Source organism: Planktotalea sp. (genome assembly GCF_018607995.1).
GTDB lineage: Bacteria > Pseudomonadota > Alphaproteobacteria > Rhodobacterales > Rhodobacteraceae > Planktotalea.
Map to the genome: position 1 here is coordinate 71,889 of NZ_JABBAL010000003.1, position 20,656 is coordinate 92,544.

The 20,656-nt window shown below is 53.2% G+C and carries 18 protein-coding genes and 1 pseudogene; 11 read left to right on the forward strand and 8 right to left on the reverse strand.

Annotated elements, in window-relative coordinates:
• Positions 1-5: 5 nt before the first annotated feature.
• Positions 6-2,204 (reverse strand): transglycosylase domain-containing protein, encoded by a 2,199-nt coding sequence (locus tag QZ280_RS01250; RefSeq protein WP_293440362.1) that lies wholly within the window; start codon positions 2,202-2,204, stop codon positions 6-8.
• A 244-nt stretch (positions 2,205-2,448) separates the two neighbouring features.
• On the opposite strand from QZ280_RS01250, the gene QZ280_RS01255 reads away from it, so the two are divergent.
• The 5 genes and pseudogenes from QZ280_RS01255 to QZ280_RS01275 all read left to right on the forward strand — a co-directional run.
• Complete coding sequence (locus QZ280_RS01255; protein ID WP_072629553.1) at positions 2,449-2,787, forward strand: P-II family nitrogen regulator; 339 nt, start codon at positions 2,449-2,451, stop codon at positions 2,785-2,787.
• A gap of 24 nt (positions 2,788-2,811) precedes the next feature.
• Positions 2,812-4,134 carry an ammonium transporter gene (locus QZ280_RS01260; protein WP_293440364.1) on the forward strand — a complete coding sequence of 441 codons (1,323 nt, stop codon included), beginning with the start codon at positions 2,812-2,814 and terminating at the stop codon, positions 4,132-4,134.
• Positions 4,135-4,246: 112 nt separating this feature from the next.
• The gene (gene mutL / locus QZ280_RS01265) at positions 4,247-6,091 is read left to right on the forward strand and encodes a DNA mismatch repair endonuclease MutL (protein ID WP_293440366.1); all 1,845 of its coding nucleotides are present in this window, start codon (positions 4,247-4,249) and stop codon (positions 6,089-6,091) included.
• Positions 6,091-7,257 (forward strand): DNA recombination protein RmuC, encoded by a 1,167-nt coding sequence (gene rmuC, locus QZ280_RS01270; protein ID WP_293440368.1) that lies wholly within the window; start codon positions 6,091-6,093, stop codon positions 7,255-7,257. Before mutL ends, rmuC begins: the two co-directional genes overlap by 1 nt.
• Positions 7,258-7,297: 40 nt before the next feature.
• Positions 7,298-7,597: pseudogene (locus QZ280_RS01275) on the forward strand (nuclear transport factor 2 family protein); the annotation flags it as partial.
• On the opposite strand, the gene QZ280_RS01280 reads toward QZ280_RS01275, so the two are convergent.
• Both QZ280_RS01280 and QZ280_RS01285 read right to left on the reverse strand, forming a co-directional pair.
• Positions 7,594-8,241 carry a ChrR family anti-sigma-E factor gene (locus tag QZ280_RS01280; protein ID WP_293440370.1) on the reverse strand — a complete coding sequence of 216 codons (648 nt, stop codon included), beginning with the start codon at positions 8,239-8,241 and terminating at the stop codon, positions 7,594-7,596. The pseudogene QZ280_RS01275 and the gene QZ280_RS01280 sit on opposite strands and share 4 nt — an antisense overlap.
• Positions 8,242-8,246: 5 nt before the next feature.
• Positions 8,247-8,786, reverse strand: a complete 540-nt coding sequence (locus QZ280_RS01285) for a sigma-70 family RNA polymerase sigma factor (protein WP_293440372.1) — start codon at positions 8,784-8,786, stop codon at positions 8,247-8,249.
• A 236-nt stretch (positions 8,787-9,022) separates the two neighbouring features.
• Here QZ280_RS01285 and QZ280_RS01290 point away from each other — a divergent pair, with 236 nt between their 5' ends.
• The 5 genes from QZ280_RS01290 to QZ280_RS01310 are packed head-to-tail and all read left to right on the forward strand — an operon-like array spanning position 9,023 to position 13,616.
• Positions 9,023-10,324, forward strand: a complete 1,302-nt coding sequence (locus tag QZ280_RS01290; RefSeq protein WP_293440374.1) for an FAD-dependent oxidoreductase — start codon at positions 9,023-9,025, stop codon at positions 10,322-10,324.
• Positions 10,321-11,073 carry a DUF1365 domain-containing protein gene (locus QZ280_RS01295; protein WP_293440375.1) on the forward strand — a complete coding sequence of 251 codons (753 nt, stop codon included), beginning with the start codon at positions 10,321-10,323 and terminating at the stop codon, positions 11,071-11,073. Before QZ280_RS01290 ends, QZ280_RS01295 begins: the two co-directional genes overlap by 4 nt.
• Complete coding sequence (locus QZ280_RS01300) at positions 11,073-12,320, forward strand: MFS transporter (RefSeq protein WP_293440376.1); 1,248 nt, start codon at positions 11,073-11,075, stop codon at positions 12,318-12,320. Before QZ280_RS01295 ends, QZ280_RS01300 begins: the two co-directional genes overlap by 1 nt.
• A gap of 4 nt (positions 12,321-12,324) precedes the next feature.
• Positions 12,325-12,888 (forward strand): DUF3833 family protein, encoded by a 564-nt coding sequence (locus tag QZ280_RS01305; RefSeq protein WP_293440378.1) that lies wholly within the window; start codon positions 12,325-12,327, stop codon positions 12,886-12,888.
• Positions 12,885-13,616 carry an SDR family NAD(P)-dependent oxidoreductase gene (locus QZ280_RS01310; protein WP_293440380.1) on the forward strand — a complete coding sequence of 244 codons (732 nt, stop codon included), beginning with the start codon at positions 12,885-12,887 and terminating at the stop codon, positions 13,614-13,616. The genes QZ280_RS01305 and QZ280_RS01310 overlap by 4 nt, the downstream gene beginning before the upstream one ends.
• Here the strand turns inward: QZ280_RS01310 and QZ280_RS01315 are convergent.
• Together QZ280_RS01315 and QZ280_RS01320 are read right to left on the reverse strand one after the other, a co-directional pair.
• Complete coding sequence (locus QZ280_RS01315) at positions 13,613-14,659, reverse strand: saccharopine dehydrogenase (protein WP_293440382.1); 1,047 nt, start codon at positions 14,657-14,659, stop codon at positions 13,613-13,615. The genes QZ280_RS01310 and QZ280_RS01315 overlap by 4 nt on opposite strands.
• 12 nt (positions 14,660-14,671) lie before the next feature.
• Positions 14,672-15,331 carry a histidine phosphatase family protein gene (locus tag QZ280_RS01320; protein ID WP_293440384.1) on the reverse strand — a complete coding sequence of 220 codons (660 nt, stop codon included), beginning with the start codon at positions 15,329-15,331 and terminating at the stop codon, positions 14,672-14,674.
• A gap of 96 nt (positions 15,332-15,427) precedes the next feature.
• Between QZ280_RS01320 and QZ280_RS01325 the strand changes: the two genes are divergently transcribed.
• Positions 15,428-16,624, forward strand: coding sequence for a hydantoinase/carbamoylase family amidase (locus QZ280_RS01325; protein WP_293440386.1), 1,197 nt, complete (start codon positions 15,428-15,430; stop codon positions 16,622-16,624).
• Here the strand turns inward: QZ280_RS01325 and QZ280_RS01330 are convergent.
• The 3 genes from QZ280_RS01330 to recF all read right to left on the reverse strand — a co-directional run bounded on the left by QZ280_RS01330 (position 16,621) and on the right by recF (position 20,656).
• A complete protein-coding gene (locus QZ280_RS01330; RefSeq protein WP_293440414.1) occupies positions 16,621-16,986 on the reverse strand; it encodes a PaaI family thioesterase in 366 nt (121 codons plus the stop codon). The genes QZ280_RS01325 and QZ280_RS01330 overlap by 4 nt on opposite strands.
• A 55-nt stretch (positions 16,987-17,041) precedes the next feature.
• On the reverse strand, positions 17,042-19,459 hold the full coding sequence (gene gyrB / locus QZ280_RS01335; RefSeq protein WP_293440388.1) for a DNA topoisomerase (ATP-hydrolyzing) subunit B: 2,418 nt from the start codon (positions 19,457-19,459) through the stop codon (positions 17,042-17,044).
• 90 nt (positions 19,460-19,549) lie between these two features.
• Positions 19,550-20,656 carry a DNA replication/repair protein RecF gene (gene recF / locus QZ280_RS01340; protein WP_293440390.1) on the reverse strand — a complete coding sequence of 369 codons (1,107 nt, stop codon included), beginning with the start codon at positions 20,654-20,656 and terminating at the stop codon, positions 19,550-19,552.

Genomic DNA, 20,656 nt, shown 5'->3' on the forward strand with positions numbered 1-20,656 from the left:
GCTCTTTATCTGTCGATGATGATCTCTTTACGCTGCCTGCGAGGCGTAACTGGTCCGTGGCTGCCGCCCAAGCTTCTGAGGACGCGTTGTAAAACCGTATCGGCGACGCCATCTGTCGGGATCGGTTCGAATTCACCATTGCGTCGTTGTTGTTGAGGTTGCTGACGCACAGGCGTAGGGGCGATCATTGGCAGTGGTTTTGACGGCAAGCCTTCGTGTACACGGACCATAACCTCGCGCCAGATTTCAGCGGGAAGGCCGCCGCCTGTCACGCCCGTGAGCGGCGTGTTGTCGTCATAGCCCATCCACACCCCTGCAACGTAATCCGCAGTAAAGCCGATGAACCAAGCATCGCGCGCGGCTTGTGTCGTGCCAGTCTTGCCCGCTGCTTCGCGATCAGGAAGGGCGGCGCGACGACCCGTGCCTTGGCTCACCACACGTTCCATCATGTAGATCAGTTTTCCTGCCGCCTCATCACGGATCACGCGGTTGCGTATTCCACCTCCGCTTCCCATCAAAGGTTCGCTATCACCGAGCAAGCTCAACTCGACGAGACCGTAAGGAGCAACAGACGATCCACCATTTAGAATGCCGGCGTAAGCGCCTGTCATCTCGATCAAAGTGCTTTCTGACGCACCAAGCGCAAGTGCGGGGCCTGCTGCAAGATCATTATCAATGCCAAAATCGCTAGCAACTTTGCGCACGTTTTCTCGCCCCACAAGTTCTAACAACTTTACAGCAGGAATGTTGAGCGAATCTTTCAGAGCATCGGTCAAAGTCACCGCGCCTTTGAATTCCTTTGTGTAATTTTTCGGAATCCAAGGGCCGGAGCCGGGGATGTTGATCGTCAAAGGCGCATCAATGATTATTTCATTCGGGCTATGGCCCAGTTCTAGCGCAGTTGCATAGACGAATGGTTTAAAAGCCGATCCCGTTTGACGCATTGCGTGCGTTGCACGGTTGAAACCTCCAGAAACCTTGGTGTTGCGTCCGCCGACCATCGCGCGCACGGCGCCATCTGCGCTCATAACAACAATTGCCGCTTGGGCTTTGCTTCCTTCACGTACTTTATTGTCGAAGATGTGTGTCAACGCCTCTTCGGCACCCGCTTGCAGGCGGCGATCCAGCGTTGTTTTGATAATCACGTCTTCTGTGGTGTCGCGGGTAAAGAATTCTGGTCCGCTATCCATGACCCAGTCTGCAAAGGCGCCACCTGCTTTGGCTTGGGCCGCTTCAGAAAGCTGTGCAGGCGCAATGCGTGCGATGTCTGAATCTTTCTGACTAAGGTATCCCTGATCAGCCATAAGCCCGATTATGACGGAGGCGCGCTCTTGCGAGCGTTGTAGATTATTCGTGGGGGCATAGCGTGTTGGTGCCTTCAATAGACCTGCGAGCATTGCTGCCTCTGCCGCATTGATATCCGCGCCTGATTTGCCGAAGTAACGTTTGCTCGCAGCTTCAAACCCACGTGCGCCAGCGCCAAGGAAAGCACGGTTCATGTAGATGTTGAGGATGTCGTCCTTGGTGTATTTGACCTCCATCGCCATTGCGAACAGTGCTTCTTTGGCTTTGCGCCACATGGTCGTGCGTCGGCAATCGGCCTCGTATTCTTTTTCGCTTTTCCATGTTTTGTTGTCATAGGGCACTCCGAGGCACAGTAGCTTCGCGGTCTGTTGGGTGATTGTTGAACCACCATGACCAGACAAAGGTCCGCGCCCTTCACGAAGATTAATGCGCACTGCGCTCGCGATGCCGCGGGGACTAACGCCAAGATGCCAATAGAAGCGTTTGTCTTCCGTCGCGATGATCGCGTTCGTGAGATGCGGGGAGGCGGTGTCAGTGGTGATAGCACCGCCAAATTGATCGCCGCGCCAGGCGAAGACCTCGCCATTGCGGTCCATCAAAGTAACGGAGCCGCGCGCGCGACCGTCAAGAAGATCATTCGCTTCGGGAAGTTGTAGGACGAAATAAGTGATCGCAAGGCCGAGAATGACAGCGGTGACAAACCCAATACGCCAAGTGAAGCCCCAGATAAGCCGAACGATCCAGCGAAACAGCGTGACTATCCAGCCAATTGGGCCGCGCATTGGCTTGCGTGCCGCGCGTTTCTTGCGTGGTTTTACTACTTTTTTCTTCGCAGGTTTTGCTCTGCCATATCGCCTTTCAGCGACAAGCGGAGATTTCCCGCGTTTCTTTTGAACCATTTAATGAACCTGCTCGGATCTCTTCGTTCCGATGATACCGTGTCGCGCCGAAGATGTTGAGCATAGATTTGCAAAACATATTTGATTAAAAAATAGGCAAATAAATATTTAAGACTAATTTTTAGGCTTTTTACCTCAAAAACTCTTCTAATGCTGGGCGACTTTCTTCCAACTCATCCTCATGCGCGTTCTGCTGTAGGCGGATCCGAGGGATTCGACCCTCGCACTTACGAAAGGTTTTCAAGTGAAACTCATCATAGCAACAATCAAACCATTCAAGCTGGAGGACGTCCGTGAAGCGCTCACAGATATTGGCGTGCGCGGCATGATGGTGACAGAAATAAAAGGCTTCGGCGCGCAATCCGGGCATACAGAGATTTACCGCGGTGCGGAATATGCCGTGAACTTTGTGCCAAAAGTTAAGCTGGAAATCGTCATTGGTGCCGACATGGCCGACCAAGTGGTTGAGACGATCACAAATACAGCGCGTACTGGCAAAATCGGCGATGGCAAAATTTTCGTGCTCGACGTGGCACAGGCCGTGCGCGTGCGCACAGGCGAAACAAATAACGACGCGATCTAAGCGCGCATTTTGAAGGATACGGATATGAAAAAGACGACACTTTTGAGTGCAACCGCGCTGTTAGTGATGCTCCCGAGTTTGGGGCTTTCACAAGAGGCGGATACAACGCCGACAAATGCTGAGATCGGCTTTATCTTCACGACATTTATGTTCCTTGTTGCGGGCTTTCTGGTCTTCTTCATGGCCGCTGGTTTTGCGATGCTCGAGGCGGGTCTTGTGCGCGGTAAAAACGTGACGATGCAATTGACAAAGAACATGGGTCTCTTCTCGCTTGCGACGATTGTTTACTATTTCATCGGCTACAATTTGATGTACCCGGGCGATGGTTGGTCGATCACTGGCGTGCTTGGTGCGTTTTCACCAACGGCGTTGGAACCAGTTGGTTTGGAGGGTACAGAGCCTGATCTGACTTATGCTTCTGTCGGTTCCGACTTCTTCTTTCAGTTGATGTTCTGCGCGGCGACAGCGTCGATAGTGTCGGGTGCATTGGCGGAGCGTATAAAACTTTGGCCTTTCCTCGTGTTCACGATAGTCCTTGTTGGCCTTATCTACCCAATCCAGGCAAGCTGGAAATGGGGCGGTGGTTTCCTTGATGGCATGGGTTTCCAGGACTTCGCGGGTTCCACGGTTGTACATTCTGTTGGTGGCTGGGCAGCCCTTGCTGGCGCGCTTATCCTTGGTCCACGTATCGGCAAATACAAAGATGGCCGTACTGTTCCAATGCCAGGTTCCAACCTGACACTTGCAACGCTTGGTACGTTCATCCTGTGGCTAGGTTGGTTCGGCTTTAACGGTGGCTCCCAGCTTTATATGGACAGCGCTGCGAACATTGCTGACATCTCCCGCATCTTCTCCAACACAAACGCAGCTGCGGCTGGTGGTGCAATCACTGCGATGATCCTGACACAGCTTCTCTATAAGAAGCCTGACCTGACGATGGTTCTGAACGGCGCACTTGCGGGCCTTGTGTCCATCACGGCTGAGCCTTTGACACCTTCCCTTGGTGTAGCAACCCTTATCGGTGCTGTGGGTGGTGTGATTGTTGTCTTCGCGGTTCCATTCCTTGACAAGCTGAAGATCGACGATGTTGTTGGTGCGATCCCTGTCCACCTGTTCGCAGGCATCTGGGGCACAATTGCGGTAGTGTTCACGAACGATGCAGCCTCCCTTGGTGTTCAACTTTACTCCATCCTCGTGGTCGGCATCTTTACCTTTGTTGTATCTGGTGTGGTTTGGTTCATCCTGAAGGCGACAGTCGGCATCCGTGTCAGCGCAGAAGCCGAGATCACTGGTCTCGACATGAGCGAGCTGGGCATGGAAGCCTATCCTGAATTCTCGAAAGGTTAACTTCCCTAATTTTTAAGACCTTAGCCCGAGCAGAAATGCTTGGGTTATTTTGTTGGTTAACGCCGTTTTGAGACGTGGCAGAATCGCCGACTTCTATGCTATTAGTAGCGGTATGAGCAAACTTGCCCCCAACATGAGCGATACACAGCCTGTTATTCGTCAACTTGACGACGCTGCGATCAACCGTATTGCAGCAGGTGAGGTTGTCGAACGTCCTGCCTCTGCGGTTAAGGAGTTGGTTGAAAACGCAATTGATGCGGGTGCGCATCGGATCGAAGTGGCCTATGCTGATGGTGGCAAAACGCTGATCCGTGTTGTTGATGATGGGTGCGGGATTGTTCCCGACGCTCTGCCGCTCGCGCTGTCACGTCATGCGACTTCCAAGATTGATGGCAGTGATCTGCTCAACATTCATACGTTCGGATTTCGCGGAGAGGCGTTGCCCTCGCTCGGCGCTGTCGGACGTCTGACAATCACCTCGCGTGCAGCGGGGCATGATGCGCATGAGATTGCCGTGAACGGCGGTGCTATGAGCCCAGTGAAACCTGCGGCTTTGTCCAAAGGTACGGTTGTTGAGTTGCGCGATCTGTTCTTTGCCACGCCTGCGCGTCTTAAATTCATGCGCACGGATCGCGCGGAATCCCAAGCGATTTCAGATGTTATCAAGCGCCTCGCCATGGCGGAGCCGTTTGTCGGATTTACGCTGCGCGATGTGACGGGTGGTGGCGAAGGTCGCGTGACGTTCCGAGTGGATGCGGAAAACGGCGATCTGTTTGATGCGCTTCATGGGCGACTTGCTCAGATCATTGGCAAAGAGTTCGCGGATAATTCCCTGCGCATCGAAGCAGAACGCGAAGGTCTGCACCTGACGGGTTTCTCGGCCCTGCCGACTTACTCGCGCGGCTCTGCCGTCACGCAGTATCTGTTCGTGAATGGCCGTCCTGTGCGTGACAAGCTTCTCTACGGTGCTTTGCGTGGCGCTTATTTCGATTTCCTCTCACGTGATCGTCATCCAGCTGCGGCTCTTTTCCTCGATTGTGATCCACAATTGGTCGATGTGAATGTGCATCCTGCAAAGTCAGAGGTGCGTTTTCGAGATCCGGGTTTGGCGCGTGGTTTGATTGTATCTGCGCTGCGTCATGCTTTGGCCGATGCGGGTCATCGCGCGTCTACGACTTTGGCTGATGCGACTTTGGGTGCCATGCGACCTGAAGTAACTGGCCCCGCGCGCGTGTATCAGATGGATCGTCCCTTGCGGGGGGCTATGCGCGCGAGCTATCCAGCGCACGCACCTGGATTTGAGACAGCAGGGTTTGAAGAAACTGCGGCCGTGTTTAGTCGTGTCGAGCCCGTGATTGAAGACACACCTACAGAGCAATTCCCGCTGGGCGCTGCACGTGGGCAGGTGCATGAGAATTACATTATCGCGCAGACAAGCGATGGGATGGTGATCGTCGATCAACACGCGGCCCACGAGCGGTTGGTCTATGAAAAACTCAAGACCCAAATGGCTGAGAACGGTGTTGCAGCGCAAGCACTTCTGATCCCTGAGATTGTCGAAATCTCTGATGGCGATTGCGCGCGCTTGATGGAGATTGCGAGCGACCTTGACCGCTTTGGTCTCGGCATTGAGCGTTTTGGTGGCGGCGCAATAGCTGTGCGCGAAACGCCTGCGATTTTGGGTGAAGTGAATTCAAAGGCCATGCTCCTCGACATCTTGGACGAACTTTCGGATCAGGGCGAAAGCATCGCTGTGCAAGCCAAGATCGAAGCGATCCTAAGTCGTGTTGCCTGCCATGGCTCGATACGCTCTGGTCGTCGTATGCGCGGTGAGGAAATGAATGCGCTTTTGCGTGAAATGGAAGCGACGCCGCATTCGGGCCAATGCAATCATGGACGCCCGACCTATGTGGAACTAAAGCTCGCTGACATTGAACGGCTGTTTGGACGGACGTGATGACGATTGATTTTGAAGACCCGTTTGTGTTAGCCGCGATTGCGGCTGTGTTGGCGTTTTTGTTGATTTTTGTGCTGTTGATTATGGCGCTTCGCGCTGCAGGACGTGGTGCGCGTTTGGTGGAACCTTTGGCCAATCAGATGGGCATGTTGGGTCAACGTGTGCAGTCTATTTCCGATGGGCAGCAACAGCTCGCCGGTGGTTTGAACCATGTCTCAGAGGCGCAAGCCGCCTCGCAAACGAATATGTTACAGCTGATGGAGCAGCGCCTGAGCCAAGTCAGTGGGACGATGAACGAGAACTTGCAAGGGTCGGCACGGCGCACAGCGCAAAGCCTTGGCGAATTGCAGCTGCGTCTACAAGCGATTGATAAGGCTCAAGATAATATCACAAAACTCTCGGGTGATGTGTTGAGCCTGCAAGATATCCTTAGCAATAAACAAACGCGCGGGGCCTTTGGGGAAATCCAACTAAAGGACATCGTTGGAAAGGCGCTGCCTGCGGATAGCTACACGTGGCAAGCGACGCTTTCGAACGGCAAGCGCGCGGATTGCTTGATCCATTTGCCGAACCCTCCGGGTCCGATTGTGGTAGATAGCAAGTTTCCCTTGGAAGCCTATGAGGCACTTCGCAATGCTGAAACCCAGCATGAATTGAACGAGGCGGCGCGCATGATGCGGGCCTCCGTAAAGGCGCATATCAAGGCGATTTCAGAGAAATATATCCTAGACGGTGAAACCGCTGATGGTGCTTTGATGTTCCTTCCATCGGAAGCGGTTTACGCAGAGCTGCATGCAAACTTCCCAGAGCTTGTACGCGAAGGGTTTGCGGCGCGTGTTTGGATCGTGTCACCGACGACTTGCATGGCAACTTTGAATACGATGCGCGCCATTCTGAAAGACTCGCGCATGCAAGAACAAGCGGGCGCGATCCGTCGTGAACTAGGCAATTTGTTCAAAGACGTAGAGCGTTTAGGCACGCGTGTTGAAAACCTTGATCGCCATTTTGGACAGGCGGCGAAGGATATTTCAGAGATCAAGATAAGCGCTGATAAAGCGGGGCGTCGTGCGCGCAGACTTGATAATTTTGATTTTGAAGAACTTGCGCCTGAGCCGAACCCAACAGTTGTTACGATCACAAACTCGGGGCCAAAAATTGAGCGTTGACCATGATGCCTTCGCGCTCAAGTGAGAGGCCGCTTGGAACAGCCACGATTTAGATCGCATTTTATCGCACTACAGCAATGAAATTTGCTTTCGCTCTCGCAAAGCTTTAGCCTTGGCTGGCGCTGGTGAACTTTATTGTACAGAAGCTTTGCGCACCTATTGGGGGCTTGCATTGAAGAAGCAGCCAGACCTCAAGTACAATGTTCAGCATATCTTCAAAGATCATCAGATGGTGGTGATCACATACCTAAATAACCGCGCCGTGTGTGCCGCAGACACGCTGTTTGTCTATGAAGAAGGTCTCGTGGTGCATGCCTCTGCTTGCCACGAAGACATTTAGATCCGCAAGAAACGCTGTGCGAGACGTGGAATAAACGCGTTGAATTTCAGCGGCGCATCGGTAACGGCCAAGCAAATGCAATCCTCGCCCATATCAGCGATTGGCGTGTGCTCCATATCTTCGTTTGCGACCTCAACATCGCCGCGTGCGAAACGATCTTCCTCGTCCACAAACGCGCCTTGAAGAACAAGTGTCATTTCTGTGCCCTGGTGTCCGTGGTCAGGTACAGCAGCACCTGCAGGAATGTAGAGCAAGCGTGCTGTCGCAGCTTTGGATGTTGGCAACATCGCCTGTTTGACGCCCATACCGAGTGGCTTCCATTTGATCGCGGAAATATCGCCGCCGACGTAGTCCTGCAAAGGGCTTGGGAGCGTCCCAGTTGAACGACGCGGCGCTTCTGGCGTAATGTTGCCCTCAGAAATAAGCTTCATCGTCGCGGCCAGCGCATCACTGGACAAATCAGCTGTCGTGGCATCCTCCATCACAGCACCGCCAACAGCGTCATAGCTATCCAACTCCGCGCGACAAACATCGCACATGGACACATGGGTCGCCACAACAAGGCCGAACGCCTCTGGCAAGGTTCCAGCGGAATACGCCATCAAGATTTCGGGCGTCAGGTGGTGTTTAATCGTATCTGTCATGTTCATCACTTCATTGCGTGGCGCAAACGCTCTAGCGCTAACCTAATGCGGGATTTGATTGTGCCCAGTGGGAGGCCTGTAATTTCTGCAATTTCACTATGCGAAAGGTCACCAAAATAGGCTTGCTCAACCAAAATCCTCTGTTTTTCTGGCAATTCCTTGATCGCAATTGCCAACTGTTCTGTCTCTTGTTTCAAACCGATGGCTTCTGCCTGATCGGGTTCAGCTTCGGGGCCCCAAGGAAGGTCTTCCGGTTCTGGCCGACGTTGCTTGCGTAATGCGTCAATCTTACGATTCCGCGCAATCGTAAAAATCCAAGTCGCCGCGCTTGCGCGGCTAGGATCGAACATATGTGCTTTGCGCCATATGGTGGCCATCACCTCTTGTGTACATTCCTCTGCCAATGACGCATCCGCGCCGCTTTTCATCAAAAAGCCTTTCACACGCGGTGCAAAATGGGCGAACAGTTCGGCAAAAGCTGCCTGATCCTGCGTGTCCCTGATCGCATAAATTTGCGCGGTCCAGTCGTTGTTCGTCTTATTCACGTCACTGTCGTCCTGGCCAGTCTTTAAAGTCGTACGGTCCAAATGTGGTTAGAGTACCGGATTTTGAGTACATGGATCGAATCCGAGACACTGACGTGTGACAATATCTAATGATACGCGCCGCGTAGGGGAGTGGATCACTCACATGTTATTTTTTTCTTCTTTTGCATCCAAATAGTGCGAAGCTGCGTATTCTCTCATAACTACTTAGCCAATCTATCTTTGGAGCTCAACGAATGCCAACACTCAACGGCAGCCTGCCGCAGAAAAATATTGCCGTGATTGGGGCAGGGATATCTGGTCTCGGTGCCGCGCACATGCTCGGCAGTGATCACCGCGTCACCGTGTTTGAAGCAGAGGCGCGCTTGGGCGGTCATGCGCGCACGATCATCGCAGGTGCGAGTGGTAATCAGCCGGTAGATACGGGCTTTATCGTTTTCAATTACGCGAACTACCCTCACTTGGCTGCGCTCTTTGAAGAGCTGGATGTGCCAGTTGTTCCATCAAGTATGAGCTTTGGAGCCTCGATCGATGGTGGGCGATTGGAGTATGGGCTTGCGTCAGTGCGCGCTGTTTTCGCGCAAGGCAAGAATGCGCTTAATCCTCGCTTCTTGCGAATGTTGCGTGATATCCATCGCTTTAATGGCAAGGGCTATGATCTCGCCGCCGCAAATCTCAATTGGACGATTGGCACATTCCTTGAAAATCTCGATGTTGGTCGATATTTCAGTGACTATTATCTCGCCCCTTTGTCTGGTGCGATTTGGTCGACACCAACGGATAAAATCATGGATTTCCCCGCCTACGCGATGATGGATTTCTTTAAAAACCATGCGCTGCTTGGCGTGACAGGCCAACATCAATGGTACACGGTCAAAGGCGGGTCTACCGAATATGTGCGCCGCGTCGAGACGTCGTTGCGTGCTAAAGGTGTCGCGCTGCGACTCGGCTGTCCGATTGATGCGGTGCGCCGTGTTAATGGAAGTGTCGGAGTTAAAGCTTTGGGCGGAGATTGGGAGGCATTTGATGAGGTCATTTTTGCTACGCATTCCGATGATAGCCTTCGCTTGCTCGCTGACCCAACAGAAGCAGAAAGTGCTGCGTTGGCAAAGATCACGTATCAGCCGAATGACATCATTTTGCACGCTGACGCTTCTGTTATGCCAAAGCGCAAGGTGTGCTGGTCCTCATGGAATTATACAGAGGACGAAAGCAAAACTAATGAACGGATTGATCTGACCTATTGGATGAATTCGCTTCAGCCGATTCCGGCAAATGATCCGCATTTTGTGACGCTAAACACCACACGCACGATCCGTGAAGAGTTGATCTATGATCAAGTGACATTGCGTCACCCTGTATTCGATCTGACGGCTTTGGATGGTCAGCGCGACGTAGCTGCCTTGAATGGTTCGAATAACACTTGGTTCTGTGGCGCGTGGATGAAAAACGGCTTTCATGAAGATGGCCTTTCAAGTGCGGTCAACGTGGTAAATGCATTGCGCGATGACGCAGCTGCGATGATTGCGGCGCAATGAATCAAGCGCAGCACATTGCTGGCCACACGTTTCATGGACGCAAAGGTGATATCGCCAATGCGTTTCGGTATCGCGTGGACTATGTATTGCTTGATATGGACAAGACGAGTGCTAGGCCTTCGTTGTTCTCCCGCAATGCGCGCAATGTAACAGCAGTTTTTGACTGCGATCATGGAGGCGTGCCTAAGGCGGGGCATGGCGTAAAATGGGTGCGTGGGGTGCTCAATGCGAACGAGGTCGCGTTGAGTGGCACGATTCTCCTTTTGACCCAACCACGCGTGCTTGGTCATGTGTTTAATCCGGTCTGCTTTTGGCTTATCCATAACGATCAAGACCAGCTTTGCGCCGTGATCTCTGAGGTGACGAACACATACGGGGATCGTCATAGCTACTTGTGTTACCATGATGATTTGCGGCCAATTGCGCCTAGCGATCGTTTGAAGTCGCGCAAACTGATGCATGTGTCTCCGTTCCAGCCCATCGAAGGCGGATACAAATTTCGCTTTGATATTTCCGAAACGCGTGTTGGGATTTTTATCGATTACACGAGCCAACAAGGTGGCTTGATCGCCACGCTCACAGGGCCGCGGGCACCGCTGAGCAACGCGAGTATCCTTGGGTTCTGTATGAAACGCCCGTTTGGATCGCGCCGCGTGTTAGGACTGATCCATTGGCAAGCACTGAAACTTTGGTGGAAAGGCGCAGGTTTTCGTAACCGACCAGAACCACCCACGCGCGAAGTCTCGTGATGGTAGTGGCTGTTTCACATGACACGCGGGTATCCGCATTGGGTGGCTATGCAGTGTTTGCCGCATTGTTGTCGGCGGCGGGCTTGCCGATCTACATCCACGCGCCCAAGTTTTATGTAGACGAATTTGGCGTTTCACTGGGCGCGCTAGGCGCCGTGTTATTCGCGCTGCGCTTGCTCGATGTGGTGCAGGATCCGCTGCTTGGCAAGCTTGCAGCGATGACAGCCTCCGCGCGAGGAAAGGCCGTTGCGCTTGGAGTTGTGGTGATGTGCGGTGGGATGCTGGGATTGTTTGCAATTACGCCGGTGTTCTCGCCCGTTTTGTGGTTTGTGATGATGCTTACGTTGGTGTTTTCCGCGTTCAGCTTTCTGACGATTTCCTTTTACGCCCAAGGTGTTGACAAAGCAGATACGATGGCTGCTGGTGGTCACCTAAAACTCGCGCGTTGGCGTGAAACAGGCGCGCTTTTGGGTGTGTGTGCCGCATCTATCGCACCGTTTGTCTTCTTGCCCTACATGGACGCAGAGTTCACGGTCTTTGCTATCGCATTCGCAGTGTTGGGTCTGTTGGCCGTCCTGCTGATGCGCCGCGAATGGGGCAATGCTAAGCCTGATGCGGGACCCGGATTTCGGGTGATCCTTCAAGACACACAGGCGCGAAGACTGCTTCTGATCGCTTTAGTCAACGCAGCTCCAGTCGCGGTCAGTTCAACGTTGTTTCTTTTCTTCGTGGAAAGCCGCCTTGCAGCCCCCGGTCAAGAAGGCGCTTTGCTGCTACTTTTCTTCATAAGCGCGGCTGTTGCAGCACCAATTTGGGGTATTTTAGCGCATAAATATGGGATTAAGCCCGTGCTTTTGGTTGCGATGACCCTTGCTGTTTTTGCCTTTGCCTCCGCTATTACGCTCGGTTCTGGCGACACTTTTTTGTTTGCGCTCGTTTGCGTCGCTACTGGCGCTGCGATGGGTGCGGACCTCACTCTTTTGCCTGCGGCTTTCGCCACACGCATGGCAAAAATCGCGCCGAACGCTGCTGAGGGTTTTGGCCTTTGGGCACTGGTGTCGAAACTGTCGCTTGCGTTTGCGGCTGTCGTTTTGCTTCCGATGTTGGAGCGGACCGGATTTACCTCTGGCAGCGAAAATACCGAAGCCTCGCTTTGGCTTTTGACGTTACTATACGCGGCTGTGCCTTGCGGGTTGAAATGCCTTGCTATCGCGTTGCTTGCGACAACTCAGCTAGAAAAGGGATAACGATATGGAAGCGATTGGATACGTGTTACTGGGTGTAGCTTTTATGCTTGTATTCAACCATCTCAAGACGAAGTACTTGGATTTTGCAGCGCAAAGCCCACTGGATTACGCCAAGAATGATCCCCAGTTTGATCTGCGTGAGCACCTGAATGGTCCGATTGAATGCGAAGGTGTAATCTATGGCCCTACTGGCAGAGTCACATCGCGTTTCGTGGGAAATTTTGAGGCGGAATGGGATGGCAACAAAGGCTATATGCGTGAAGAGTTTCGCTACGATAGCGGCACGGTACAGAACCGTGAATGGCACCTAACGCTTGGCAATGACGGTGCAATTAGGGCAGAAGCACCGGATGTGATCGGGACCGGCTCGGGCACGCAAACAGGCTCTGCGGTGCAGTTGAAATATCGCATCAAGCTCCCGGATGAAGCAGGTGGGCATGTGCTCGATACGATCGATTGGATGTATCTGGCACCCAACGGATCAATCGTGAACCGTAGCCAGTTCCGCAAGTTCGGGTTCAAGGTCGCGGAGTTGGTTGCAACAATGAGAAAGAAGGAAGTGGCGTGAGAGAGTGGTCGGGTAAACGGTATTGGCTTGTCGGGGCCAGTGAAGGTTTAGGCGCAGCTTTGGCGCATCAACTGGCGTGTGCAGGGGTGGAGGTTATCATCTCGGCACGTTCGCAAGATAAGCTAAATGCGCTTGTTTCTGAATTGCCCGGTAACGTCTCGTCGCAGGTTGTCGATGTTAGTGATCGCGCAAGCGTTGAAGTGGCAGCTCAGGCTGTCGGTGATGTCGATGGCGTCGTCTTCCTGGCGGGCGTTTACTGGCCGATGACATCGCAAAATTGGGACGCGAGCCTAGCGGAGGCGATGGCAGACATTAACTTCACGGGCGCCATTCGTGTGATGGGATCCGTGATGCCAATGATGCAAAAACGTGGCTCGGGCCACCTTGTGATCACCGGTTCGCTATCTGGTTTTCGTGGCTTGCCCGGCGCAATTGGCTATGCGGCGTCCAAGGCAGGTACGATGGCTTTGGCAGAAAGCATGTACGCTGATCTACGTGGCAGTGGGATCGATGTGCAGCTCGCCAATCCGGGGTTCATCAAGACGCGTTTGACCGAGAAAAACAATTTCAACATGCCTTTCATAATGGAACCTGTAGAGGCCGCGAATGAGATGTTTGAACTGATGAATTCGGATCGATTCAAGAAAAGTTTCCCACGCGCCTTTTCGTGGGTCTTCCGCCTAAGCCAGTTCATGCCGGATTGTATGTACTACCGTCTATTTGCTTAAAGATGTTTGTGAAACGTCGCCTCTGCTCGCGCCCAAACACCTGATGCTAAGTCGGTGAGGGTCAGCAGAGAGGGGAGTAATTGCCTCGCATAATCCTCGGAGCTTTCAACGGGCAGCATTGAGGGAAGATTGTCGATTGCAGTCACATCGAGAGGCGGCACATCATGCACACGCAAGGCGGGTTCGGCCCACGTTGTTGTGCGATCATAGACCTTGATTGGAGATAAGTCGCTGCCGGTATCACAGGAAATATCGCCAATCACCGTAAGTTTGCGCGCGTCAGTTTTTGCGCTTTCCGGTACAAAGACTGGCGTGCCGGGGCACGCAAGGATGCAATTCAAAAAGAGGGCGTGTTCAAGGACTTGCGGGAATGGCCCGCCATTGATGGTCTCTGCTATGTCCCATTTGGTTGCAGGAATATCGAGTGCACTAAAGAGGTCAGCCGCACCTGTTCCAACGCGGCCAAGGGCGCCGATGATAAGCGCATTAAGTTTCGTTTGATCGTGCTGAGCCATGTGTTCTTGCAAATCTTCAAGTAGCGCATCGGAACTTTTGAAAACGCTTACAGGTCCCGCCGTTTCGTTCCTTTGTTGCGCGAACCAGCAGCGCAGAGCAACGGCAGCCCCTGCATAACCCGCCCAATACCCGAACGCAGCGACACGTTTACCCGCCTGGTCAACAAGGTATTCAAGATCATACAATGTGCCGTTACTGGCTTTGAAACGATCGAGCAGAACGCGCCCTGATGATTGGCCTTTGTAGGCATGACCGAACATAATGTGGCAATGGGTGAGGCGTGTGCTGTCCTCTGGCAGCTCTTTCAGGCCAAAGATTATGGCATTGCTTGGGGCTGAGGGCCAGCTGTTCTCTGGCGCGATGATGCATCCGGCTGCTTGGTAACCTTCAATCCCGATAGCGCGCACGGTGCTCTGCTCAATCGTGACCTGAACCCCTGCTTTAAGCAATTCGGCAGCGCCAGCAGGCGTCACCCCAACGCGTTCTTCATTTTCGCGCTGTTCCGCGCGCACCCAGAGATGTGTCATGCAACAGCCTCTCTAAATATGAGTTTGCGCGTGATGGCGCCCAACTTGTTCAAGATGTGAGATGTTGTTGAACTGGGACAGCGACAGCTTTGGCCCAATTTTTGTAAACCGATGTGTCGATGAGTTCATGATCGACATGCAGATCCGCGCGTAATTGTCAGTATCAAGGCTAAGAACCTGGCGTGTTATCAAGCCGATGACACCACCCGATGTGATGACCAAAGCGCGGTCACGGCGCGCGCTGATGTCCTCGATGGCTTGGCTCACGCGGTCTTCGAAGCTTGCGAAACTTTCGGGGATATTCTGCAGGTGCCCGTCCATCCATGCCTCAAACAGACGTGGCATATGCGCGACGAACTCTGCCTGCTGCTTTGGAATGGGCTGTCCGCTATAGGCCTCAAAAGCGTTGGACAGGTCAAAATAAGCGAGTTCGTTCAGGCGCGCATCTTGGGTAACTGGCGCATATTTTGCTGCCTGCATGCCAGAAGCCGTTTCGATATGACGACGCAAAGTACCGCAATAGACGCTGTCAAACGCTCTATGTGTGTCGCGCAAGTGTGTGCCAAGCCACGCTGCTTGTTCGTGGCCAAGCGGGCTTAACCTGTCATACCCATGCTCGTCAGTGCTATTAGAATTGGCCTGCCCATGCCGTACAAGTGTGATCTCTGTCATAACATTTCCTTGTCGCTTGGGTCAGATGTAGCGCTCTAGATCGAGAGTTGAAAGGGCAGGCGTTCTGTGGCCCTAATGTGGGAAAGGAGACAGCATATGCCCCTCAATTCGCAACGGTTTTTAGAGAGTTTGCATCAGCTGCGGAGCTTTGGTGCCAGTGGGATCGGACAGGGTGTTATCCGACCTGCCTTTAGCGCCGCGGATATCGATGCGCGTGCGTGGCTTGCCAACGAATTGCGCGCCTGTGGGTTAGAGGTTCATGTAGACCCTGCGGGATCTGTGTTTGGGATTGCGAAAAGGCAAAGCCTGTTACTTGGGTCACACACAGACAGCCAGCCAGAGGGCGGGTGGCTTGACGGTGCTTTGGGTGTGATGGCTGCCTTGGAAATTGCGAAAGCGCGGTTTGAGGACGGGTTAACGCCCGTGTCCGTCGTGTCATTTCAAGACGAGGAGGGACGTTTCGGTGTGACTACTGGCAGTGCGATTTGGGCTGGAACGCTTGATCTGGAAACTGCGGAGGCGTTGATGGACCGTGATGGCATCACCTTTCGAGACGCACGGGCGATGATGGCGGGAAAGTGCGAGATTTTTGTTGAGCCTCAAAGGTTTTCTGGCTTCATCGAAATGCATATCGAGCAAGGTCCAGTGATGGATGGGACGTCAGATATCGTCGGCGTAGTCAGCGATATTGTCGGCATTCGAGACATGAAAATAGCGTTTGAGGGTCAGCAAAATCATGCGGGCACAACGCCAATGGCGATACGGCGCGATGCGTTTCAAGCGCTCTCCGCATTCAATGCGTTGCTGAACCAACGTTTGTGCAACGCTGTGACGCCGCAAACGGTTTGGACAATTGGGCAGGTCAGTTTGCATCCAAACGCGTCCTCAATCGTGCCCGGCAAGGTCGTGTTTTCGATGCAATGGCGGGATGGCGATTCGGATCGGCTCGCACGCATGGAAAGCGTGATTAGAGAAACGGCTGAAGAGATCGCAGATACACATGAAATGGCGCTGAAGTATGGTCCTTTGTTGGGGTTGGAGCCTGTCGCGATGGACACGCATTTGCGCGAAGCTTTAGAACAAAGTGCACAGGAGCATGCCCCAAAGCAATGGCTCGTCATGCCGTCTGGTGCGTTGCATGACGCAACGAATGTGTCTGCTTTGATGTCCGCAGCAATGTTGTTTGTTCCATCCATTGGTGGCATCAGTCACGATTTTGCGGAAGACACGAAAGAGGATGATCTTGTGATGGGGCTTAAGGTCCTGGCGGGCGCCGTGGATCGTTTGATCTAAAGCGCGACAGGCACCATCGTGCCTTGCAAAACCGCAACATGTTTGCGTGTTTCGCCGTCAATCGCCCAAACTTCGGCTGCAACAACAACCAAACGCCGGCCAGATTTTAGAACGCGTCCCGCAGCAATCAACCGTCCTTTGCTAGCGGACAGATAGTTGATTTTCAACTCTGCGGTCATGATTTCATTCTCAAGCGGGACCATGGTGAGCGCTGCATAACCCGCAGCGCTGTCCGCGATTGAAAAGACCAAGCCACCATGCGCAAACCCTTGTTGTTGCGTGTAGGCACCTAAAACATCCGCCGTGATCTCGGCTTGGCCAAGGCTCACAGCAGTCATTTTTGCGCCAAGAGAAGCCATCATCGCTTGATTCGCAAAACTGCCGCGCACCTTCGCTTCTATGGCTGGGTCGAGCGGATCAGAAATCAAGATTCTCCACGTTCAACGCGTTTTGTTGGATAAATTCACGACGCGGCTCAACAATATCGCCCATAAGCTTTGTAAAGAGATCATCCGCTTCGGCCACATCGTTGATCTTGACTTGCAGCAATGTGCGCGCATCAGGATCCAGCGTTGTTTCCCAAAGCTGATCGGGGTTCATTTCGCCCAGACCTTTGTAGCGTTGCAAGCTTAGACCTTTTTCACCCTCTTGCAGGATCGCTGAGAGCAGATCAAGCGGGCCAAAAATCATCTGATTGCGATCCTTGCGAATAAGCGTAGCAGGCAGGTTGTACACGTCCTGCAAGCTTTGCGTGAAGCTGCCGGTTTTGCGCGCCTCACCGGAGCGCAACATCGGACCATCGAGCGTACGCACTTCTTCAACACCGCGCAAAATGCGTGCCAGGCGAATGCCGTGATCCTGTGTGATGCGGCCCTGCCAGCCTTGTTCGTATTCCAGCGCAATCAGGTTTAAACGCTCGGCCACGCGATCTGCGGTACCTTGCAAATCCTGATCGACGACGCCGGGCACGAAGGCGCCAGCGATCGCAGCCTGCTCAAGAATGTGACGTGGATAATGCGTCGGGAAGGCGTCAAGAACGCGCTTCAACTGACGAGCCTCATTTACGATGCGGCGCAGGTCTTGGCCGTTGATCTCTTCGCCATTACCTTGACGCAGAACAGCATCGTCGATGCCTTGCTCAATCAGATATTCGTCCATCTCGGCTTGGTCTTTGAGGTAAACTTCGGACTTGCCGCGCGACACTTTATAAAGCGGAGGTTGCGCGATGTAGAGGTATCCACCCTCAATAAGCTCCGGCATTTGACGGTAGAAGAAGGTCAACAAAAGCGTGCGAATATGCGCGCCATCGACGTCCGCGTCGGTCATAATGACGATCTTGTGGTAGCGTAGTTTTTCGATGTTAAACTCGTCGCGCCCAATCCCTGTGCCAAGCGCCATGACAAGGTTGCCGATCTCTTGGGAGTTCAGCATTTTGTCAAAACGCGCGCGTTCGACGTTGAGAATCTTACCTTTTAGCGGTAAGATAGCCTGCGTCTGACGATCACGGCCCGTCTGCGCAGAACCACCAGCTGAATCACCCTCGACGAGGAAAACTTCAGTTTTGGACGGATCTTTTTCTGAGCAATCTTTGAGCTTGCCTGCGAGGTAGTTCACATCCATCGCCGTTTTGCGCCGTGTCAATTCCCGCGCTTTGCGGGCAGCTTCGCGGGCGTGTGCGGCTTCGATAATCTTGCCAACGATGATCTTGGCTTCATTCGGATTTTCTTCAAACCATTCGGCAAGTTTTTCGTTCACAAGGCTTTCAACTGCAGGACGTACTTCGGAACTGACGAGCTTGTCTTTCGTCTGTGAGCTAAATTTTGGGTCAGGTACTTTGACAGACAGCACACAAGTGAGACCTTCACGTGCATCGTCACCCGTGAAGTTTACCTTTTCACGTTTTGCGATACCGCTGGAGGCCGCGTAGTTGTTGATCGTACGTGTCAGCGCGCCGCGGAAACCCGCCATATGCGTGCCGCCATCGCGCTGAGGAATATTGTTGGTGAAGGGCAATACGTTTTCATGGTAGCTATCGTTCCACCACATCGCGACTTCAACGCCGATGTCGTCTTTTTCACCGATCATATAAACTGGTTCAGGCATAACGGACGATTTGGAGCGGTCGAGATATTTAACGAACTCCTTAACGCCGCCATCGTAACATAGCTCTGTGCGCAGTGGCTCGGCGGGGCGTTCGTCCTCAAGTATGATACGTACACCGGAATTTAGAAAGGCGAGTTCGCGCAGGCGTTTTTCAAGAGTGTCGAAGACGTATTCCAGATTAGAAAAGGTATCGAGGGAAGCGAGAAAGCGCACCTCTGTGCCAGTACGCTCGCCTGCATCGCCGACAACTTTCAAATGTTTAGCGGTATCACCATGCTCGAATCGTGCGACGTGTTCTTTACCGTCACGCCAAATGCGCAACTCAAGCCAGTTGGATAAAGCGTTCACAACAGAGACGCCAACACCGTGCAGACCGCCAGACACTTTATAGGAATTGCTGTCGAATTTGCCGCCTGCGTGCAGTTGGGTCATGATGACCTCAGCCGCTGAAACGCCTTCTTCCTCGTGAATGCCCACAGGAATACCGCGGCCATTGTCGCTGACTGAAACCGACGAGTCAGCATGGATTTTGACGTTCACAGCATCCGCATGACCAGCTAACGCTTCGTCAATTCCATTGTCCACGACTTCATAAACCATGTGGTGCAAACCAGAGCCGTCATCGGTGTCGCCGATGTACATGCCTGGGCGTTTGCGTACAGCCTCTAAGCCTTTGAGAACTTTGATGGAATCGGCACCATATTCGGCGTTGCTCTGCTCGGTCTCGGACATGCGAAAACCCCCTCTTTATTTGGGAGTTTTATACTAAACTTTGGGGGGATTGTCACGCGCAACAGCTATATTTTGTGTGCTGCGCAAAGCCTAACCTTGGCGGACAATATTGGTTTCGCTAATGCCATCATTTTCGGTTACTTCAAGATGGACAGATTGGCTCGATAGGCTGTCAAAAAGCTCTGCGCCAGTGCCTGTCATCCAAGCTTGTGCGCCAAGCGCCGATATCTCCGCATATAATGCTGCGCGACGGGTCGTATCAAGATGGGCTGCGACTTCATCAAGCAAAAGGATGGGCGGTGCCCCGATTTGCCCAGCCAGCGCACGCGCATTCGCAAGGATGAGGGAGATCAGTAGCGCTTTTTGTTCACCCGTTGAGCAATCTTTGGCGGGCACGCCCTTGGCAGTAAACACCCCGTACAGATCCGCGCGATGAGGACCGACCAGAGTACGACCTGCGGCGAGGTCACGAGAGCGGCTGGCCTCAAAGGCGTCTTTCAGATCAGCGCTATCGAGGGGCATAGCGTCTTCTGCGTGGATCAATTCAAGATCAGCAGTGGGGAAGGGGGTTTCGGCCCGCGCCTGAGCGTCACTAAGGAAGGTTAACGTGTGGACGCGATTTTCATGGATCACAGCACCCGTCTCAGCAAGGCGAGTTTCGAGAACACTGTACCACATTGGGTCGCGCACGTTCTCTTTCAGCAGCTTGTTGCGCTCGCGCATGGTTTTTTCATAGGTGAGTGATGCTTCAGCATGGTTCGGAAAAAAGCTAAGTGCCATACGGTCAAGAAAGCGACGGCGCCCTTCAGCGCCTTCGATCCAAAGGCGATCCATCGCAGGGATGAGCCATAACACGCGGGAGAGTTCTGCCAGTCGATTCTGTGGAACGGGCTTTGAATTGGCCTTGGTACTGCGCGCACTGCCATTCTCGGACCACATCTCGATCTCATGGGCTTGGTCTTTTGATTGAAGGAGACCTGTGACTTTCCACCCCAGTGCTTCGGGGCGGCGTGTCATGTCTTCGGCACTGGCGCGCCGCATCCCGCGACCTGGTGAAAAGAGGGAAGCCGCCTCTAAGATATTGGTCTTACCAGCGCCATTCGGGCCGAAGATCGCAACAGGCATAGGCCCACATGAAATGCGGGCCAGCTTGTGCGAGCGGAAATGTGAAAGCGTAAGCTCGGTTATGGCGAGCAT

Excerpts from the sequence above, each read along its gene's own strand:
- QZ280_RS01260 (WP_293440364.1), top strand. The coding sequence starts at position 2,812 with ATGAAAAAGACGACACTTTTGAGTGCAACCGCGCTGTTAGTGATGCTC.
- QZ280_RS01300 (WP_293440376.1), top strand. The coding sequence starts at position 11,073 with ATGGTAGTGGCTGTTTCACATGACACGCGGGTATCCGCATTGGGTGGC.
- recF (WP_293440390.1), bottom strand. The coding sequence starts at position 20,656 with ATGCTCGCCATAACCGAGCTTACGCTTTCACATTTCCGCTCGCACAAG.
- QZ280_RS01250 (WP_293440362.1), bottom strand. The coding sequence starts at position 2,204 with ATGGTTCAAAAGAAACGCGGGAAATCTCCGCTTGTCGCTGAAAGGCGA.
- QZ280_RS01305 (WP_293440378.1), top strand. The coding sequence starts at position 12,325 with ATGGAAGCGATTGGATACGTGTTACTGGGTGTAGCTTTTATGCTTGTA.
- QZ280_RS01280 (WP_293440370.1), bottom strand. The coding sequence starts at position 8,241 with ATGACAGATACGATTAAACACCACCTGACGCCCGAAATCTTGATGGCG.
- QZ280_RS01330 (WP_293440414.1), bottom strand. The coding sequence starts at position 16,986 with ATGATGGCTTCTCTTGGCGCAAAAATGACTGCTGTGAGCCTTGGCCAA.
- QZ280_RS01290 (WP_293440374.1), top strand. The coding sequence starts at position 9,023 with ATGCCAACACTCAACGGCAGCCTGCCGCAGAAAAATATTGCCGTGATT.
- gyrB (WP_293440388.1), bottom strand. The coding sequence starts at position 19,459 with ATGTCCGAGACCGAGCAGAGCAACGCCGAATATGGTGCCGATTCCATC.
- rmuC (WP_293440368.1), top strand. The coding sequence starts at position 6,091 with ATGACGATTGATTTTGAAGACCCGTTTGTGTTAGCCGCGATTGCGGCT.
- QZ280_RS01320 (WP_293440384.1), bottom strand. The coding sequence starts at position 15,331 with ATGACAGAGATCACACTTGTACGGCATGGGCAGGCCAATTCTAATAGC.
- QZ280_RS01295 (WP_293440375.1), top strand. The coding sequence starts at position 10,321 with ATGAATCAAGCGCAGCACATTGCTGGCCACACGTTTCATGGACGCAAA.
- QZ280_RS01315 (WP_293440382.1), bottom strand. The coding sequence starts at position 14,659 with ATGACACATCTCTGGGTGCGCGCGGAACAGCGCGAAAATGAAGAACGC.
- QZ280_RS01325 (WP_293440386.1), top strand. The coding sequence starts at position 15,428 with ATGCCCCTCAATTCGCAACGGTTTTTAGAGAGTTTGCATCAGCTGCGG.
- mutL (WP_293440366.1), top strand. The coding sequence starts at position 4,247 with ATGAGCAAACTTGCCCCCAACATGAGCGATACACAGCCTGTTATTCGT.